Origin of the sequence: Bifidobacterium rousetti (assembly GCF_008698235.1) — a bacterium.
GTDB lineage: Bacteria > Actinomycetota > Actinomycetes > Actinomycetales > Bifidobacteriaceae > Bifidobacterium > Bifidobacterium rousetti.
Window position 1 is genome coordinate 87,776 of sequence record NZ_PEBH01000008.1, and the last position, 19,324, is coordinate 107,099.

The following is a 19,324-nucleotide window of genomic DNA, read 5'->3' on the forward strand; positions in this document are numbered from 1 at the left end:
TATGGGGCTGGCCGGAGGCCCTCCGGCCGGGGCGCCGGCCCCCTTCCCGGAGCATCCGGGAGGAGGGCCGGCGTGAGGAATCGGGGTCAGTCGTTGTCGTGGCGGCGGCGCAGGAGCGGGCCGGCGATACCGGCCAGCATCATGGGGGCGCCGACCAAGGCGAACAGCCATGCGGTCACGCCCGTCTGGGCGAGACGGCCGCCTGCGGCACCGTTCGCGCCGGTGCCCTGCTGGCCGTTGGTCGCGCCCGGCGTGTTCGCCTTGGGCTGCTGCTTGACGGCGGTGACGGTGTAGGTGCGCGTGTTGATGCCGTCGGCGCTGGTCACGGTCACGGACGCCTTGGTCTTGTCCTTCTCGTCCTTGTGGGTGCTGATGGCCATGCCGAGCTGCTTGTCGTACTGGGGGACCAGAGTCCACGAGGTCGGGTCGTCGACCTCGACCCGGTAGTCGGTCTTCTCAGGCTGGAAGCCGGGGACCGGCTTGCCGTTGACGGTCAGGCCGGTCAATGCCGCGGTGGTCGTGGCCTTGGTGATGTACGTGACCTTGAGCTCGACCGGCTTGAACGTGAGCCCGTCGGGGGCAAGCACGCCCAGCAGGTGCGTGTAGCGCATGGGCGCGGTCTTCTCGACGCTGTTGGTCACGGTCTGCATGTTCTTGGCCTCCCAGGCGATCTCGCCGCCCTCGGGGATCTGGAACTCGGTGTCCTTGACCGGATGGTATTCGCCCGCGGAATCCCGGTAACCCCAGGACACGAGGCTGGTGTCGGACGGGTCGGGCGCGTCCACGCTCGGCGTTTCGGGCTTGGCCTCGGCAGGCGTGAACGCCTCGTCCGCGGTCGGGGTCTCGTGGGCGCGGATCACGCTCACCTCGTAGGAGCGCGTGTCCTTGCCGTTTTTCACGGTCACGGTCCACGTCTGGGTCGCGGTGTACGCGGTCTGGATCACGTCGCCCGCGGTGATGGTCACGTTCTCGCCGCCCTCGGGCAGGATGTACGGGCTGGGATCGTTCTCGCCGACCTGAACCACGTATTTGAGGATGTCGGGATCCCAGCCGTCGATCAGCGCGCCCTTGGTCTTCTCGCCGCTACGGTTCACGTAGATGCCGGTCAGCTTGGCCGCCGAGTCGGGGGCGATCGTGCTGCGGTCGAACGGGATACGGATCGTCACGGTCTTCGACTGGGCGGCGCCGGACGCGTCGGTCCAATGCACGGTCTGCGTGATGACACGCTCCGCACCCGAACCCAGGCCGTACGTGGGCTTGTCCACGGACGAGTCGGGACCCTGCTCGCCGCCCAGCGTGAACTGGTCGGACACGTGATCCCAGGATTGCGCGTCCAACGTGTACTCGTCCTGCAAGCCGGACGGGTCCTCGAGCTTCGTGCCGGGCACTTCGATCAGCTGTGTGTTGCCCTTCGCGTCGGTGCGCGTGACCGACAGGCTCACATGCGCGTCGTACAGGCGGATCGCGTCACCGGTCAGGACCACGTCCTGGTCGCCGACACGACCCTTCGCGCTCATCGTGCGCTTCCAGATACGCAGACCCTTGTCGCTGGTCGTGATCGTCGGATCGGACCATTCGGCCGTGAACTCCTGGTCACCGACCGTGGCCTTGTCATGGTAGACGCCGTTGTTCGTGTGCAGGCCGTCGGTCGGCAGCACGCCGGTCCACACGCCGTTCTCGCCGCGCGTGAGGCTTACGGTCTGCTTGCCGCGCTCCCACCCGGCCTTCTGCTCGGTGCCGGTCTTGTATGACAGGGCGGCGGTGAACTCGACCTTCTGCTTGCCGCTGGTCTCGCCCGTATACGTCTTCGTGCCGGACACCTGCTTGACGCCCAACGTGTCGGACTGCTTCGTGTCGAGCGACGTGGCGCCCGGCTTGACACCGACCGTGCCGGTCTTGCGGTCCTTGCCCTGGCCGATGCTCCACGTGACCACGGGCAGTTCCTCCCAGTCCTTCTCGGTCACGGCGGTCGCGGACGCGCGCCACACGCCCTTATCGTCCTGCTCCATCGCGTAATCGGACTTCTTCCACCGGGCCGTGACCGTGGCCCCCTCCGGGATGACCGGGTCGCCGCCCAATCCCGGATCCGTGGTCGAACCGTCCGTCTTACCATCATCCTTGCCCTGATCGGTCGAACCGGTATCGGTGCCGGATTCCGCGGCACGTGACGTGCCCGTGGATCCGGAAGTGATGGTCTGGTCCGGACCCAGCGGAGCCGCGACGGCCGTCGCCGGGCTCAATGCCGCGATGATCGCGGCCACGGCGACCAGCCGTGTGAAACGCTCATGACCCATGTCGGTGTTCTCCTTGCCTTTTCATGACCTGATGCGAACATGCCGGCGGCCCGCGAACCCGTGTGACATGGGTGCCGTCCGGAAACAGGGGCGGCGGACACAGGCGGCGGGATACACCGGCCAATCAAGACACCCCGCCCGAGAAGAACCCGACACCGGTATCGGCACGCGGGAGGGTGATGCGCGACACCCGGACCGCGTACACTTCGGAACCATGACAGGAACAGGCACGCCACACCATGAGGCGCCGGACAAAGGCAAGGCCACGATGCTCGCCATGATCCTCGTGGCCGACATGCGACGCCGCCTCCGAACCCAGAGCATGGAACTCGCCCCCGAAGACGTGGACACGCTCCGGCAGCGCGTCACCGCACTGCCCGACACCAACGGCGTGACCGCCACGCTCGACCACTGCGCCAAACAGGGGGACACTGCGGGCACACTGGCATGGATCCTCGCCACCGAAGATCCCGCAGGCTCCAAATACGCGCCCAACGACAGACCGGCCAAAACCGACACGGACACGCTCGCCGTGGGGCTCGTCGCCCGCATGAAAGCCTTGGGATTACGGTCCGATGACGCGTTGGAACGCGACATGATGCATATCGAACAGGAACACGACCCCGCATACCTGCATGGCGTGCTCCTTGACGCGGTCGACACGATCCACGCGGTCCTCGGCATCCAACTCGCCCTCGAACAACGACGTGACGACACGGGAGACCGGTGACCACCCCGGACCGGTCGTTGCAGGTGGGGTGCACGCTCGTCATGGCGTTGCGCCAACAGATCATGGTCGAGACCGGCATGGGCCTGACCCGGCGTGACGTGGCATGGGTGTTCACCTACACGGACCAAATCGCCCCCATGGATTGGGACCTGCTTGACACGCTCAAAGGCTGCGAAAGCGACGCCACAGGAGTCCCATCCATGCTGGCGGGCATCCTCGCCCGCGAAGACGGTTCGGACACCATGAACCTGACGCTTGACACGGGGGAGACGGACGAGCCCGCGGATACCGTCGCCGCGGGCATATACGCCCGGTTGAACGCTACAGCCCATGGACATGACGTCACGGTCGAACGCGAGGCGTTGCGGATCCGGCTCCACGACCCGGACGGAACCGTCTACGGGCGGAACATGCTCCTGCGCGTCCTCGCCGACATCCACAACCTGCTGACTTAAGACAACCAACAAGGGAAAGCGAACGGTACCGACCCTCGTATCGAGGCGTGGCCTTGTGTCGGCGACAGGAGCGGGTGGTTGGGCGTTATCGCACGGGGCTGGCCGTGCGGACGCGTGTCCCGCATGTGAATGGTCATGATGACGGGATCAAGGACATCCCTAAACACGACGTATCGGCAAGCATCGCCTCGAAATCGGCTTGTATGGCAGAATCCGGTGAGGGTCGCCAGTTTCTTCGCGGGGATCGGCGGTTTCGATCTCGGGTTCGAACGGGCCGGCGGCAAGGTGGTGTCGGCCGGCGTGGTGGAACGCGATCCTACGGCGACTGGGTGGAACATCTCAATGAAACGATCCGACTCCCGGATGCTCGACCGTTCAAAGCGTTGGATCTGTTCGCCGGATGCGGGGGATTGTCGTTGGGGTTTGAGGCGGCAGGGTTCAGGACCATCGGATATGAGATGGTCAAGGACTGCTGCGACACCTACAGTTCAAATCTCCGATCCGATTGCGTCCAGGAGAAGATCACCGTTGATACGGAACTTCCCCGGACGGAAGTGGTGATCGGCGGACCGCCATGCCAACCGTTCAGTCGTTTCGGCAAGAGGAAAGGGCAATCCGACGAAAGGAACGGATTCCCCGCATTTATCGAGGCGATACGCAAGATCCGGCCCGCCATTTGGATGTGCGAGAACGTGAAAGGATTACCGGAACAGAACGATGGATACTTCCAGACAATAATCGACGAGATGAAAAGTCTGGGATACATCGTGGAATACAAGGTGTTCCGACTGGTCCAGTATGACGTGCCCCAGAACAGGGAACGTCTCATCATGGTCGGCCATCATGGGGGATTCCGGTTCCCGGAACCGAACGACTACCGCATCACCGCAGGCGAAGCCTTGGGTGAACTCGCCACTCAGATACCACAGGACGCCATGTTCCTCACCAAATCGATGGACGAGTACATCGCCAAATACGAGGCGGCATCGAAATGCAGAAACCCACGGGATCTACATCTCGATCGTCCGGCAAGAACGCTGACATGCCGGAACCTCGCCGGGGCGACCGGCGACATGCAACGCATCAGACTGCCAGACGGGCGACGCCGACGGCTCACGGTCCGCGAGGCGGCGCGGCTCCAAGGGTTCCCGGACTGGTTTGAGTTCCACGGCTCGCAGTCGAGCCGGTTCACGCAGATCGGCAACGCGGTGCCGCCCATGTTCGCGTACCATCTGGCGCGCTGCTTCGCGCGATACCTCATGCATGGACGGCAGTAACACCATGCGTCCAGTCCCATGCCGATTGTCTAGTGTCGGTGGGTATGGGCGCGTGATGCGTTCCTTAAGTGAGTGGGTGGTCGGCCAGTATTGCAAGAACCGGTCATAGGCAGAGGCCCCAAGCCGGTGGATGCGGCATGGGACCTCAATGATGTGCGGTGACTTATGCGGCGGTTGTCTTGGGTTTCCGGCGGGGCCGGTTGACGATGGTGGTCGCGCCGACTTGGGTGACGAACGTTTCGAGCGACGTGTCGTCCATGAGGCCGAGTTGTCTGGAGGACATTTCGAGGAGCGTGTCCCTGCCGAGGGCGGCGACGAACTCGGACGGGTTTTCCGGACCCTTGTAGTCGGCGGCGGCGTCCATGAACGCCCACATGACTTTCGGGTCGTCGCCCACGCCGCGGTCGAAGAGCTGCTGGTAGAGGTTCTGGTAGGCGAATACGAGCCGCGTGTACGCGTACGGGTCGTGTTTGCGGGCGCTCAGCGTGTGGGAGAGCGTGCCGTCGTAGGTGAGTTCGGCGCCCCACCACAGGCGGGAGAGTCCCTGGCGGACGAGGCGGCTTCGGCTGGTGGTGCGGGGCAGGAGCCAGCGGGATTGGACGGTGTTCTTCCAGTTGCCGTCTTCCTTCAATGGCCAGCGTTCCGTCATGTACGCGCGGCATGTGGTGAACGCCATGTAGGTCCATAGTCCCGGCATGGCGGCGTTGGCCCGGTCGATGGGGCCGACGGCCTCGTACAGGCTGATCGCGTTGTCGCCGTCACGGGCGGGCCCGCCGGTGAGCGGGTCGGCGAGTTCGACGGGTTCGCGTTCGAGCAGCATGTCGGGGTTCGAGGCGAGCTCGTCCGCCTGGGTGAGGAAGTCGGCGGGGGAGTCGGCGTCGTTCAGGCGGCTGCGCAGCAGGAGTACGGCGTCCTGGGTGAATTGTTTGGAGCAGGTGGTCGAGGTCATGATTCCTCCTCGGTGTCGTTGGCTCGCGTGGTTTCGTCGGCGTACCGGCCGATGGGGTCGGCGAGCAGCCGTTGGGCTATGGCGAGCGGGCTGTCCTCGTGTTCGAGGCCGTTGGCCGTGATGAGCCTGGTCAGGGTGCGATGCCATTCCCTGTCGGACAGGTCGTCGGTGTTGTCGGGGTCGTTGTCGCAGGCGCGCATGAACGATATGGCGTCGACGAGTGCGGGCAGGACCAGCGTGGAGAGTTTGAGCGTTTCGGATCCCATCAGTTGCACGTGGGCGAGGAGCGTGGGGCTCATCTTCACGATGATCTGGTCGGTGTCGGAGTAGTCGGTGCGGATGCCTTTCATGTTCGGCGTGGACGAGTCGGCGACGATGTGGAAGATCGAGTCGAGCGGCGGGTTCTGCGGGTCGTACAGTTTGACCGTGGACACCCTGAACCGTTGGACCGTGGTCAGCAGGTCGCCGACGCGCACATCGAACGTGCCGTCGCCGTAGTCCTCGTGCTGGCGGGTCCACCGGAACGCGGGATCGGGTTGGACGGCGGCGGCGAACACGTCGACGAGGATGTCGCCGGACACGGTCCGCTGGTCGAGGGTCGCCTCGTAGGTGAGACCGTCGGCGTGACGGACCTTTTCCGTGAGGTCGAGGTAGCCGGTGGAGATCGTCGACGAGCATTGCCATCGGGCCATGATGCGGGCGGAACCCTTTGTGATGAGACGGTCGAGGTCGGGGTCGTCGGTGAACACGCGGAACCGGATGGTGATGTATTCGGTGCCAGACTCCGAGACGACGTTGCCGACCCTCCATTCGGAGGCGACGTCCCTGTCCGCGCCCTCGCCGTTGCCGAGGACCGGGATCGGATACGATGCGTTGGCCATGCTCATTTCACCCCCAGTTGCAGTCGGGCGCCGCTGGCGACCCGGACGCGCAGTCGTGTCGGATGCGTGCCGGAGACGGTCACGCCGCGTATGGTCCCGTCGTCGATCTCGAGCGGATGGGTGCCGGTCGGGTCGAGGAGTTCGGCGGCGGTGACGGGTGGCATGTAGTCGCCGAACTCGCCGTTGACGGCCGCGGTCAAACGCAGGCCGCCGGTGGTGTCACGCCCGTCGCGGGAGCGGAGCACGAGGATGTAGCCGCCGGTGGACGCCTCGTACCAGTAGCGCATCGACAGGGCGCCCGCGGGGATGATGGACCCGCCGTCGCCGGGCGTGCCGGCTGCGGGCAGGCCGGCCGCGTGGCGTCCGCGTGTGGAGGTGCCGCCGCGTTTGCGCCCGGTGGACGCCTGGTCGCCGTCGCCGGTGGCGACGGCCGGTTCCATGAGGGACACGCGTACGGATTGCGGCTTGTCCTCAGTGGCGGGTTGGGCGTGCTGTTCGGCGCCTTGCGTGGACGAGGACTCCTTGATGGTGCCGGGCCCGTTCGTGGGGCGTCCGCCGCGTGGTGACATGTCGCCGTCGAACGACAGGCCGGCGGGCAGGAGCGTGTTGAGTCCTTTGATGCGGATCTCCTCGCCAAGCTCCTGGCCGACGCGGCGGCGCAGTTCGTCGCGGATGAACGTCTTGATGGCCTTGAGGACCTTGCGTCCCTCCGGGCGTTTGGATTCGATCCACTTGTTGTGTTGGACGGGCTCCATGTCACGCAGGATCCGGTTGCCTTGCGGGGAGGAGCATTCGAGGACGGCCGCGTAGCGTACGGGGATGCTGCGGTGTTCGAACGTGCAGACCTTCATCAGGGGGCGGCGCATCGCGACCGTGTTGAGCCGGCGGGGCAGCTGGTCGTCGATGTTGATGTACAGGCGCATCTCGCCCAACAGCGGGTCGGTGGTCACGACGGGCTCCTGGAGGAGCGCGTTGTGGAAGGCGTTGAGTTCGGTCCTCACGTCCCGGTCGGTGATGGAGTCGATGGCCTGTTTCAGATGGTCGCGGTCGAGGGTCCACACCTCGCCGTCGTCGTTGACGCCCACGGCGACGAGGTGACCGCGCATGATCGCGGCCATGAAGTTGTCGATCAGCGCGTCCCTGACCCGTTCGAGCCGGGGATCCTCGTCGGCGTCGACGTAGCCCATGATGTACACGTCCGTGCCGGGTTCGACGCGTTCGCCGAACGGGCCCAACGGGCCGGGGGAGCGCAGGTAGTGGTAGTCGGTCCCGTCATCCAGTCGCGTGTACGTGCCCATCGGGCCGAGACGGTCGAGCGGGCTGTCGCTGGCGGGGTTGTGGTGGGTGGTCAATTGGCAGCAGCCCGCGAACACGGTCGTGTCGGAGGAGCGTGTGCGTGTGGTCCAGAACTCGGTGCGGATCCGGGAGGCGAGCAGGCCGACGGCCTTGCCGATGCCGAAGGAGCCGCCTGCGTCGGTCTTGCCGACGCTCACGCCGGAGCCGCGGGTCAACGCGTTGAGCGTCGAGGACGCGTCGAGGATGGATTCGCCGCCTTCGAGGCCCTTGGTGCCGTAGTCGCCGACGCGCAGCACGCTGATCTCCTCACCGTCGAGCGCTTCGACGGCGTGGCGCAGGCGCGGGCTGTCGCCGTACGAGTCGAGCGACGCCATGAGATGCCGGCGCAGGGAGTCCACGTCGGGGATGTCCTTGACGGGCATGCGGCGCAGTTCGAACTCCATGCGCAACGGCCACCCGCCCTCGCGGGCGATCGCGTCCAATGAGTTCTGGCCGAGCTCCCTGGCCAGGGCGCGGGCGACGGAACTGCCGTTGAAGTTCTCCTCGCCCGCGTCCGACGGCCCCTGGTCGGTGTTCCCGTTCGGTTTGAACAGGAACCCGTATTCCTTGTCGTTGATCAACGTGTCACCGTTCCTTCCCGCCGTCCGTGACGAACAGCGCCCTGGTTTTCGCCAGCTCGTCCTCGATGGGGGCGAACAGCGTCTCGACCTCCTCGGCCGTGTATGAGTAGTTCTTCCTGTTGGACAGGTTTCCCAATATGCGGATCTCGCGTATCAGACGCATCCCGCGACTGTCGGCCAGCCGGCGGAACCGTTCGTTCTTCGTTTCGACCATACCCCCAATACTACATTTCGGATATATATCCGTCAAATATCCGACGATTGTCTTCTTCGATATGTTCGGCTGCGGGGTGGTCGATTGTGAAAGATGTGCGAAAAGGGAATTTCTGTCATCATCCTGATATACGATCGTCCCTATGAGTGAAGTGTTTGAGCATGAGGACATCGACGACACCGGTGAGGCCGGGGAGCTGATCGCCAGGCTGCGGGAGGGCATGACCCGACGCCAGTTGGCTGAATCGTTGGGCCTGTCCACGTCGACCGTGGAACGATGGGAGACCGGCAAGGCCAAGTGCAAGAAGGCGTACGTCGCCGGCCTCAAGGAACTGTACTACGGGACCACACATGAGACGGGCAAGGATTTCCGCACCGTCGACCTGTTCGCGGGCATCGGCGGCATCCGCCGCGGGTTCGCCACGGCCGGCGGGCACGCGGTGTTCGCGTCCGAATGGAACGAGTACTCGTCGCGCACCTACCGGACGAACTACGGGTTCGCCGAGACCGTGACGGGCGACATCACCAAGGTCGACGCCGGGGACATCCCGGACTGCGACGTGGTGCTCGCCGGCTTCCCCTGCCAGCCGTTCAGTCTCGCCGGCGTCTCGAAGAAACGCAGCCTCGGGCGGGAGACCGGGTTCCGCGACAAGACGCAGGGCACCCTGTTCTTCGACGTGGCGCGCATCATCGCCGCCAAACGGCCCGCCGCGTTCCTGTTGGAGAACGTGAAGAACCTCACCAGCCACGACCGGGGGCGCACGTTCAAGGTCATCCTCGACACGCTGCAGCACGAGCTCGGCTACGAGGTGCATTGGAAGGTCATCGACGGCCAGCATTTCGTGCCCCAGCATCGCGAACGCATCTACATCGTCGGCTTCCGTTCCGCAACCGACTTCACGTGGGACGACCTGAGATACCCGGACCGCCAGCCCGTGCTGGCCGACATCCTGCACAGGACCGACGGCACCGAACCCTACCTGCCGTGGGACGGCGACAAGTATTTCGACTTCGAACACCGGAAAGTCCAGGACAAGTACACGCTCACCCCTCGCCTGTGGCAGTATCTGCAGGACTACAGGAGGAAGCACGAGGCATTGGGCCACGGGTTCGGCTACGGTCTGGTCACCCCGGACATGGTGTCGCGCACCCTGTCCGCCCGGTATCACAAGGACGGCAGCGAGATCCTCGTCGCCCAGGACGGGCAGCGGCCCCGCAGGCTCACGCCGCGCGAATGCGCGCGCCTCATGGGCTATCCGGATGACTTCCGCATCCCCGTGTCGGACACGCAGGCCTACCGGCAGTTCGGCAATTCGGTGGTCGTGCCCGCCGTCGCCGAGGTCGCGCGCATCATGCGCCCGCACATACTCAAGGTCATGGCCCAGGCCGACCAGGGCGTCCTGTCGGACGACTCCACGTCCGCGGACGACATCGACAAGGCGCGTGAGCTGGCCGTCGCCGGCGCGGGCGAGGACTGAACCGCCGGGGGAGGCGGCCCCCTGTCCGTGGGATAATCGGGAGGCATGGACGTTGAAACACCCAGCCTCTTCGACCCCGTGGAGCCGGGGCCTGACGCGCGGGACGCGATCCGGGCCGTCGCGCACGCGCGGGTCGCGTACTGCAAGTTCCTGTCCGCCAACGACACCGGCCTGACCGGCGCCCACCAGTCCGGCCTGTACATCGCGAAGGACTCGTACCGGCTCCTGTTCGACACGCCCGGCATGAAAGGCGAAAACAAGAGCCGCGAGGTCCGGTTCACGTGGCCGGGCGGGTTGGAGACGCCCGCACGGTTCATCTGGTACGGGTCGAAAAGCCGCAGCGAATACCGGATCACCCGGTTCGGGCGAGGCTTCCCGTACCTGAAACCGGAGCTCACGGGATCGCTCATGGTCATCGTCAAGGACGATCCGGAATCCTACCGGGGATGGGTGCTCGACAACGGCATGGACATCGACGCGTTTCTCGACGCGTTCGCGCTCGGCCCCACCGAGACCGGCCATCTCATCGACACGAACATGATGGCGCCGGAGACGTTGGAGCGTGAGGCGATCCTCGAACAGGTCGAGGCGTTCGGCGGCGACTTCCCCGCCTCAGACCTCGTCTCACGGGCGGCGCGCGTGATCGACGAGAAGGTCAGGGACCATGGGGAGCGGGTCAGGACCGATCCGGACGGCAAGCTCGTCGCATGGACCGAAACCGAGTACGCGTTGTTCCGCGCCATCGAACACGCGCACTACGACAAGGCGATCCACACCGGGTTCGACAGTCTCGACGGGTTCCTTGATCTCGCCAACACCGTGTTGAACCGCAGGAAAAGCCGTGCGGGCAAGAGCCTCGAGAACCAGCTTGCCGCCGTGTTCGACGGCAACGACATCTCCTACACGCCGCAGGCGCGTACCGAGGGCAACCGGCGTCCGGATTTCATCTTCCCGTCCCAGGCCGCCTACCATGACCCCATGTTCCGGGTGGAGGGGCTTACGTCGTTGGCGGCGAAAACGACCTGCAAGGACCGGTGGCGGCAGATCCTCGTCGAGGCGGAACGGCTCAAGGGCGGGCGCATCTACCTGTGCACGCTGCAGCAGGGCATCAGCGAAACCCAGATGGACGAGATGGAGGACGAGAAGGTCACGCTCGTCGTGCCCAAACCGTACATCGGCGCCTACCCGCCGTCCAGGCGCGACCGCATCTGGACGCTCGGCACGTTCGTCGACTACGTCAAAGAGAAACAACAGGACCAGTGACCCGACGGTTCCGACAAGACCGCAGGACACGGGGAAAGGAGCGTGGAATCATGCTGTGGGATCTGGGGGAAAAGCTGCTCACGCTGATCTGGGTGTCGTCGTTCGTGCTCGTCGCCTTCGGTCCGCTGGTGGCCATTCAGTGTTGGATCAAATATCAGAACAGGAAGGGCGATCTGATTGAAACCCGGAACCGGTTCCTGCGGGCGGTGAACGAATGGGACCGGGCGGGTGAGCGGGACGCCATGTGGCGCAGGTTCCTGACGGGTGCCGCCGACCGTGGCGACCGGCTGGTGTATGTGCGGTCCGCCTATCAGATGGCCGTGTCCGGTACGAAGTGCATGACCGAATCCTACTGGGCCGACAACAACCGCCTTGGGGATGACGGGCTGCCCACGCTGACGCCGGACCTGTCGGTCAGGAAGGATCAGGACACGTGGTTCCGTGACCGCAGAGTGTCGGCGGGATGCTGGTATGCGGTGCCGCGGGATGGCATGCGCGTGGCCTACGGGCCGCACAACGGGATCCGGGACGTGCTGTATGTCAACCAGGTGTCCGACTGGGTGAACGACACGTGCCGGGATTGGCATGGGCGGGTCCTCCAAGGCTTGGGGCCGCGTCCGCAGCCGTGGCAGTACGGGTTGAAACCGGATCTCAGCGGCATGCTGCCGAACGCGAGACGGTAGTCGCCGGCGCCTGATCCCGGCAGGGGAGACGTCAAACGGGGTGGGCCCCGGACCTGTATGGTCCGGGGCCCACCCCGTTTGCCTGTCGCATTGCCGTCGGGTTATTTGCCGGTGACGGTGAGTCGGGCGAGGTGTTCGACGGTGATGGGTTTCGTGTTGAACGACGCGTTGACCCTGACCTTGGCCATGATGGCGTTCGAACTCGGGTCGAGCGCGAACGGGACGGTCACGGTCCCGGTCTCGCCCGGCTTGACCTCGACGGTCGTAGTACCGGTCTTGTATCCCTTGATCGGTGTGGCGGGTGTGTCGGCGCGTTCGATGGCCGTGTCGTTCACGTACGCGCGGATGGTGAGCAGCCTGTCGAAGATCGTGGTCTCCTTCGTGTTGTTCGTCCATCGCAGGGTCGCGAGCAGGTACTGGTGGTCGGAGGTGATGTGGCTGCCGGTGAACTCGATGTGCGCGCCGGGCACGTCGCCCTTGTCGCGCAGGACCCGGATGGGGTCGCCGTTCGCGTTCACGCTCTGCTGCCACGAGTCGTGGATCGCCAGGCCGGCCAGGATGATGACCATGACCGCGACGAGCGCGGCGATCAGCGTCCTGGCATGCCCGGTGATCCAGGTGAGGGCCGGGTTCGGAACCTTCCCGGCCTTGGGCGTGGTGTTCCTGTCTTCACTCATTGGTGTGTTCACTCCTTAGTTTCGTCCTGACCGTCGTCCATGCGGGTCGCGTCCGGCAGCGGGGTGGTGGGGGCGTCGCCGATCATGGTCTCGGGTTCGCCCGCACCCATGCCGTCCGTGGTCTTGCGGCCGCGCAGCCGGGCGAGGATGATGCCCGCCGCGGCCACGATCATCAGGGGCAGGGCCAGCAGGAGGGTGCGGACCGCGTCCATGCCGGTCTGGGACAGCTTGCCTCCGGACAGGATGCCCTCGCCCTTGACGGGTTCGGTCTGGCCCTTGACGTGGCGGAACCGGTAGACGGCGGTGGTCTTCCCGTCGGGGCCGGTCACGGTCCATGTCTCCATATCGCCCTGGACGCTCCGGGTCGCGGTCCAGCCTTGGGGCAGCTTGTCGAACGTGACCTTCGCGTGTTCGCCGATGTCGATGGTCGCGTCCGGGCTGACGGTCACGGTCTTGCCGTCGATGGTGACGGTCATGCCGTTCAACTGGTCGAGGGACGTGGCGGGCAGGCGCTTGAAACGCCAGGTGGCGAGCAGGCCGCCGTCCGGGTCCTTGACGGTGACGGTCATGAGCCCGTCCTTCTCCACGGTGGACGCGGTCACGCCCTGGGGCAGGCCGGTGATGGTCGGCTGGCCGGTATGCGGGATGTTCCACGTGCCGTCCATGGTCGGGTCGAACCCGTCGGGCGTGCGCCCGTCGAACCGGATGGTCGCATCCTTGAGATCGGTGCGCGACCAGGCGCGGTTCACCTGGTAGGTGATCGTGTACTTGCCGTCGGGGCTGGTCAGGGTCAGGCCCTCGCCCTTCCATCCCTCGGGGATTCCGGACAGCACGAGCTCGCCGGTCTTGCCGACCGTGTACGGGCCGGTCTTGGCCGGGTCGAACCCGGTGACGGGCTTGCCGTTGTCGATCAGGGTCACGTCCTTGAGGTCGGACGGGCCGTACGCGTTGGTGAACGTGAGCGTGACCTTGAGATCACCCTTGGTGAGGGTGACGGTCCAGCCGTGCCCCTGCGCCACGGTGGTCTGGTTCCATCCGGCGGGCAGTCCCTTGAGCTGCGGTTTGACACCGTCGGGCAGGGTCCACGACCCGTCCCGGGTGGCGTCGAAGCCGGGCACGGTGGCGTTGCCCACGGTCACGTCCTTGAGCTCGTCCATGCTGGACGGGGCCGCTGCGGGCGTGAACGTGTACGTGACCTTCAACGACTTGTCGGGAGCGGTCAGCGTGAACCCGAGGCCCTGTGCGGCGGGCGTGCTGGTCCACCCCTGCGGCACCTTGTCGAGCGCGACCCGTGACGTGCCGAAGGGCACGGTGAACGTGCCGCCCCGGTAGTCGAAGCCGGTGACCGGCTTGCCGTCCGCGCTGGCGGTCACGCCCTTCAGGTCGTCGACCGTGTACGTGGGCTTGGGCGTTGCCGCGGGCGTGAACGTGTACGTGACGGTCACGCTCTTGTCGGGCGCGGTCAGCGTGAACCCGAGACCGTTGGCCAAGGGCGCGGTGCTCCAGCCGGCGGGGATGTTGTCCAGGTGGACGCCGGTCGTGCCGGCCGGCACGGTGAACGTGCCGCCCTTGTAGTCGAACTTGTCGACGGGCTTGCCGTCGGCGGTCGCGGTCACGTTCTTCAGGTCGTCGACCTTGTACACGGGCTTCTCGGGGACGAACGTGTACGTGGCGGTGACCTTCTTGTCCGGCGAGGTTACGGTGAACCCGAGACCGGTCTCAAGCGGGGTGCTCGTCCAGTCCGCCGGCAGGTTGCCGAGCGTGACCTGCGTGGTACCCGAGGGCACGGTGAACGTGCCGCCCTTGTAGTCGAAGCCGGTGACCGGCTTGCCGTTCGCGCTGGCGGTCACGTTCTTCAGGTCGTCGACCTTGTACGTGGGCTTGGCCGGCGTGAACGTGTACGTGACGGTGATCTTCTTGTCCGGGCTGGTCAGGGTGAAACCGAGACCGTTCTCGAGCGGCGTGCTGGTCCAGTCGGACGGCACGTGACCGAGTTCGACGCTCGTCGTGCCCGCAGGCACGGTGAACGTACCACCCCGGTAGTCGAAGCCTTCCACCGGCTTGCCGTCGACGGTCGCGGTCACGTTCTTCAGGTCGTCGACCGAATGGTCGACGGGCTTCGGGTTGAACGTGTACGACACGGTCACGCTCTTGTCCGGCGAGGTCACGGTGATGATGGTGCCGCCCTCCTCGGTCTTCTGACTGTTGTCGGTGGACCATCCCTCGGGGATGTGGTCGAGGCGGATCCGCGAACCGTTGGGCACGGTGAACACGCCGCCCTTGTAATCGAACCCGTCCACAGGCGTGTCGCCGGCGGTCGCGGTCACGTTCTTCAGATCATCGACCGAATACGTGGGCGCCTTGGGTTCGAACCGGTAGGTGACGGTGACCTTCTTGTCGTGACTGGTGAGTGTGAACCCGAGACCCGGATCCAACCGGGTGCTGGTCCACCCTTCGGGCACGTCCTTCAACGTGATCGAATTGGTGCCGGACGGCACCTGGAACGTGCCGCCCTTGACCGGGTCGAACCCCTGGACCTGCTTGTCGCCGACCCACGCGGTCACGTTCTTGAGCTCATCCGCGGACGCGGGCGGCAGCTGCCGGTCGAGCTTGTACACGACGACGACCTTCTTATCAGGAGAAGTCACGGTCCACCCGTCCGTGTTCTCCTGGATGTCCCAGCCGACCGGCACGCCGGCCAGTTGCAGGGTCGCGGTCGACGGCACGGTGAACGTGCCGCCCTTGTAATCGAAGCCCTCCACGGGCTTGCCGTCCGCGCTCAGGGTCACGTTCTTCAGATCCTCGACCGAATAGGATTGCGTCGTGGAAGCGGGCTTGAACGTGTAGCGGACCACGGTCTCGCCCTGACCGTTGACCATGTCGTAGATGAACCAGCCGTTCTGGTTCGGGACCGGCTGGTACGACCAGTCGGAGGGCACGTTGTCGAGGTCCACGTTCAGCGTGTTCTCGGGGATCGCGAACGTGCCGCCCTTGACCGGGTCGAACCCGTCGACGGGCATGCCGTCCGCGTACGCGATCACGTTCGTCAACGCGTTCGCCGTCCCGTCGCCCGGCTCAGGATCCGGGTTCGAGTTCTCGGGCGTGAACGTGTACGTGGCCATCTCGACCCCGTCCGGACTGGACACCGTGAACCCGAGGCCCTTGGCCAACGGCTTGCTGGTCCACCCCTGGGGCAGGCCGTTGAGTTCGACCGTGGTGGTGCCTTCGGGCACGGTGAACGTGCCGCCGTGATAGTCGAACCCGTCAACGGTCTTGCCGTCCGCGGTCGCCGACAATCCCTGGAGGTCGTCGAGCTTGTACTGGGGCTTGTTCTCCACGAACGTGTACGTGACCGTGATCTTCTTGTCCGGCGAGGTCACGGTGAACCCGAGACCATCCGCCAGCTTCGTATCAACCCAATCCTGAGGGATGCCGCCCCACTTGATCGTCTTGGTGCCGGCCGGCACCTGGAACGTGCCGCCCTTGTAGTCGAAACCGGGCACGGGCTTGCCGTCCGCGGTGACGATGATGTCCTTCAAATCGTCGATCGAATACGTCGGGTTCGGCTCCTTGAAATGATACGAGGCGCTCACCGACCCGTCGGGGCTGGTCAGACGGATGCCGTCATTGAGCTTCGTCATGCTCCAGCCGGCCGGCATGCCGTACACCTCGAGCTTACCGGACGCGTCGTCCACGGTGAACGTGCCGCCCTTGTAGTCGAAACCGGGCACGTCCTTCCCGCCGAGCTTGACATTCACGTTCTTCAAGTCGTCGAGCGAATACGTGCGGGTGAACGTGTACGTAACCGTGTTCGTCCCGTCGGTCAACGTGAACGACAACCCATCCTGGGTCTGCGCCTTCCACGAGCTGGGGATGCCGTCGAGCGTGACCGTCCCGGTCATGCCGGCCGGCAGTTTGAACGTGCCGCCCTTGACCGGGTCGAACCCGGGCACCGGCTTGCCGTCGACCTTCGCGGTGACCGTGCTCAACGCTTGCAACGGGTCGGCGGCCGCGCCGGTCAGGGTCACGGTCATCGTGCTGCCCGCGTCCTGTGGCACGTCGGCGACCGCGGTCACGGTCGTGTCATGGCCCTCGCCCGTATACGTCACGGTGCTCGCGGTCTGCGCGGTACGCGTCAACTGGTACGAGTCGAGCTTGCTGTTGTTCAGCACGCTCACGGTCAGCCTGTCCGGGATCGGCGTCCGGGACAGGACGGCCTTGCCCGACCACACGCCCGTCCCTGAATCCCGGGTCAACGGGTAGATCAAGCCGTTCACGGTCACGGTACGAGCCTCGACCATGACCTTCTTCGACTGACCCATGTCGACGCTCGCATCCGCGGACCGGTACGCCCACAAGGTCGAATCCCAACGGGAGCCCGTCAACGGGTCGGCCATACCGGTCTCCATCGACGACGGATCCTTCAAACGGGGGATCGACTCCTCGGCGGTCGCACGCGAACCATCCGGCTTCTGGTACACGGTGAACACCTTCAACTCCTGAGGCATGTCCGTGGACGTGACCGCGGGAATCGCGTCCGCGCCACCATGCGCGTCGGCCAGACGCCACGTGAACTTGTCCGGGGCGGTCAACTCGGCGAACCCGGTCGACTCCGGATACTTGCCGATCAGATCCGCCGGCGCCTTCTCCGCGCCCGCCCAACCAGGCACGATCAACGTACGCGTCGCGACCGGCGTATCAAACGTGAACGTACGCGAATACTTGCCATCACCACTCGTATACGTGAACTCACGCCGATACAAGGTACGCTTCGACGTCATCGTCCACCCGTCAGGCACACCATCCATCGTGTAGTCGCCGCCACGATCCGCCTTATAATCCGCGGTCAGATACGAGAACCCGGACACTGGCTTGCCGTCACGGTACGCCTTCACGCCGGCCAGATTGCCCAAGCCGGGTTCCGCGACCGTCGCGCCCATGAACGTGTAATCCTTCGACGCGACCGACGTGTCACCATCCTTGGCCTTGAACGTGACGTTCGCGAACGGAATACCGTTATACTCCGTGTTACTCACCGTCACGGTCCAACCGCGCGGGATCGCGCCGAACCGGATCCGCGCACCGTTCGGATACTCCTTGCGCATGTCGTACGACGTCTTCTCCAACGGCTTCCAACCATTCCACACCTTGTCGTCCACCGTCACCAACGTCGACTTCAACTGGTCCTGGTTCAACGAGTAGGTGCGGACTTTGAATGTGTAGGTGATGATCTTGGTGCCGTCGGGGGCGATGAGGTCGACGTGCACGTCACCGTCGGAGTAGAGCTTCTGACTCCATCCGGCGGGGATGCCGGACTGGATGCCGGCATGCGTGTCGCCGTCGGGCATGTACCAGGGGCCGGGGTTCCTGTAGTCGAACCCGTCGAAATGGTAGATCTTGTCCATGTTCGGACCGCTGTAATACTCATAGAACGGCACGATATTCCTCAGATCATCGATGCTGTACTTCGACTGCGTCACGGCGGCAGCCGTCACATTGGATTGCGGCGTTGACGTGGCTGCTGTCGCCGGTGTGACGGCCATGGCGGCGGTCATGCAAATGGACAGCAGTCCTGCGGTCATGACCACAGGGAACCGTTTCCCGATCATTCTCCTCGTTGTTCCTTCCCCCACCCGTATGAACGCTCGTCTTGTCTGAGGTGTCGAGGGTGGAAAGCCGATCGGACACGCCTCGTCCGGGACCCGCTCCCGGTATCGGACGAAACCGATGTCGATACCGGGAGCGTGAGCCCGGATGGGTTGTATCCACCGTCCCGGGGCGGGACGGATTTCCATCACCGACACCCGCCCCGTGGGAAACCGACACCGATACCGGACCAGCCTCCACGCCAGGAAGCCAACGGAGATCGGCATGGCATCAGGGAATAGGAGAGCGACCGTGAGGCAGGTGGGCGGTCACGTCTTGGAACACGACAGTGAAGAAGGTGGGACACAGTGGCTGCGGCCGGTTGACACGCCCTCGCACGTCGCACACCTTAACGTGCGTCCGGTTGCAACGGTGGGGGAGGGTCGCCCCCGTGACGCATAATCAAACCACCAATATTCGAACAAACGTTCTACTTTAGGGGTTGAGGGTTATGGCGTACCGGAACATCATGCACTCCTGCGGACACGGGGAACGGATCAGCATCGACGGACCGTACCGGGTCGTGGACGCGCGGGTCAAACGGATCGAGCACAGCCGGTGCGCCATGTGCATAGCCAACGACCCCGCCACCACGGACCATGACGGTTTCCGTCCCTTGTGGGGTGATGATCCGATGCTCAAGGGCAGGGCAGAGCTGATCCGACGCCGCACCCTGGAACAGGCGCGCGGTCTCGCCCGGCATGCGACGAGCGTGAACGAGCGCGACGCCTACCGGTACCTGGAATCCCGGATCCTGCGCATCGGCGACCCCGCATGGTGGTGCGAACATCCGACCGACGCGATCCAGGTCCTCGCCCGCGATGTCCAACTGTGTGATTGAACGACCACGACAACCCCCTCG

Annotated in this window: 14 protein-coding genes; 7 read left to right on the forward strand and 7 right to left on the reverse strand. The window is 65.0% G+C overall.

The window, feature by feature from the left end; genetic code table 11:
- Window positions 1-86: 86 nt before the first annotated feature.
- Window positions 87-2,294 (reverse strand): hypothetical protein, encoded by a 2,208-nt coding sequence (locus CSQ85_RS09130; protein WP_150383805.1) that lies wholly within the window; start codon window positions 2,292-2,294, stop codon window positions 87-89.
- Window positions 2,295-2,508: 214 nt separating this feature from the next.
- Here CSQ85_RS09130 and CSQ85_RS09135 point away from each other — a divergent pair, with 214 nt between their 5' ends.
- The 3 genes from CSQ85_RS09135 to CSQ85_RS09145 all read left to right on the forward strand — a co-directional run bounded on the left by CSQ85_RS09135 (window position 2,509) and on the right by CSQ85_RS09145 (window position 4,756).
- A complete protein-coding gene (locus CSQ85_RS09135; protein ID WP_150383806.1) occupies window positions 2,509-3,024 on the forward strand; it encodes a hypothetical protein in 516 nt (171 codons plus the stop codon).
- Entirely contained in the window at window positions 3,021-3,479 is a 459-nt protein-coding gene (locus tag CSQ85_RS09140; protein WP_150383807.1) for a hypothetical protein, read from the forward strand. The genes CSQ85_RS09135 and CSQ85_RS09140 overlap by 4 nt, the downstream gene beginning before the upstream one ends.
- Before the next feature lie 203 nt (window positions 3,480-3,682).
- Complete coding sequence (locus CSQ85_RS09145) at window positions 3,683-4,756, forward strand: DNA cytosine methyltransferase (protein ID WP_150383808.1); 1,074 nt, start codon at window positions 3,683-3,685, stop codon at window positions 4,754-4,756.
- Between the two features lie 163 nt (window positions 4,757-4,919).
- On the opposite strand, the gene CSQ85_RS09150 is transcribed toward CSQ85_RS09145, so the two are convergent.
- From CSQ85_RS09150 to CSQ85_RS09165, 4 genes are read right to left on the reverse strand one after another with little or no spacing between them, the layout of a single operon-like run.
- Window positions 4,920-5,705: a DUF6339 family protein gene (locus tag CSQ85_RS09150; protein ID WP_150383809.1), complete on the reverse strand. Its 786-nt coding sequence runs from the start codon at window positions 5,703-5,705 to the stop codon at window positions 4,920-4,922.
- The gene (locus tag CSQ85_RS09155) at window positions 5,702-6,586 is read right to left on the reverse strand and encodes a hypothetical protein (protein WP_150383810.1); all 885 of its coding nucleotides are present in this window, start codon (window positions 6,584-6,586) and stop codon (window positions 5,702-5,704) included. The genes CSQ85_RS09150 and CSQ85_RS09155 overlap by 4 nt, the downstream gene beginning before the upstream one ends.
- Before the next feature lie 2 nt (window positions 6,587-6,588).
- Entirely contained in the window at window positions 6,589-8,502 is a 1,914-nt protein-coding gene (locus tag CSQ85_RS09160; protein WP_150383811.1) for a hypothetical protein, read from the reverse strand.
- Window positions 8,503-8,506: 4 nt separating this feature from the next.
- The gene (locus CSQ85_RS09165; protein WP_150383812.1) at window positions 8,507-8,716 is read right to left on the reverse strand and encodes a hypothetical protein; all 210 of its coding nucleotides are present in this window, start codon (window positions 8,714-8,716) and stop codon (window positions 8,507-8,509) included.
- A gap of 142 nt (window positions 8,717-8,858) precedes the next feature.
- On the opposite strand from CSQ85_RS09165, the gene dcm reads away from it, so the two are divergent.
- From dcm to CSQ85_RS09180, 3 genes are read left to right on the forward strand one after another with little or no spacing between them, the layout of a single operon-like run.
- Complete coding sequence (dcm, locus tag CSQ85_RS09170) at window positions 8,859-10,193, forward strand: DNA (cytosine-5-)-methyltransferase (RefSeq protein WP_150383813.1); 1,335 nt, start codon at window positions 8,859-8,861, stop codon at window positions 10,191-10,193.
- Between the two features lie 45 nt (window positions 10,194-10,238).
- The gene (locus CSQ85_RS09175) at window positions 10,239-11,456 is read left to right on the forward strand and encodes a type II restriction endonuclease (protein ID WP_150383814.1); all 1,218 of its coding nucleotides are present in this window, start codon (window positions 10,239-10,241) and stop codon (window positions 11,454-11,456) included.
- Between the two features lie 50 nt (window positions 11,457-11,506).
- Window positions 11,507-12,139, forward strand: a complete 633-nt coding sequence (locus tag CSQ85_RS09180; protein ID WP_150383815.1) for a hypothetical protein — start codon at window positions 11,507-11,509, stop codon at window positions 12,137-12,139.
- A 101-nt stretch (window positions 12,140-12,240) separates the two neighbouring features.
- Here CSQ85_RS09180 and CSQ85_RS09185 read toward each other — a convergent pair whose 3' ends face one another.
- On the reverse strand, window positions 12,241-12,816 hold the full coding sequence (locus CSQ85_RS09185; protein ID WP_150383816.1) for a DUF5067 domain-containing protein: 576 nt from the start codon (window positions 12,814-12,816) through the stop codon (window positions 12,241-12,243).
- An 8-nt stretch (window positions 12,817-12,824) separates the two neighbouring features.
- Entirely contained in the window at window positions 12,825-18,425 is a 5,601-nt protein-coding gene (locus tag CSQ85_RS09190; RefSeq protein WP_150383817.1) for a hypothetical protein, read from the reverse strand.
- A 488-nt stretch (window positions 18,426-18,913) separates the two neighbouring features.
- Between CSQ85_RS09190 and CSQ85_RS09195 the strand changes: the two genes are divergently transcribed.
- Complete coding sequence (locus CSQ85_RS09195) at window positions 18,914-19,303, forward strand: hypothetical protein (protein ID WP_150383818.1); 390 nt, start codon at window positions 18,914-18,916, stop codon at window positions 19,301-19,303.
- Window positions 19,304-19,324 lie beyond the last annotated feature (21 nt).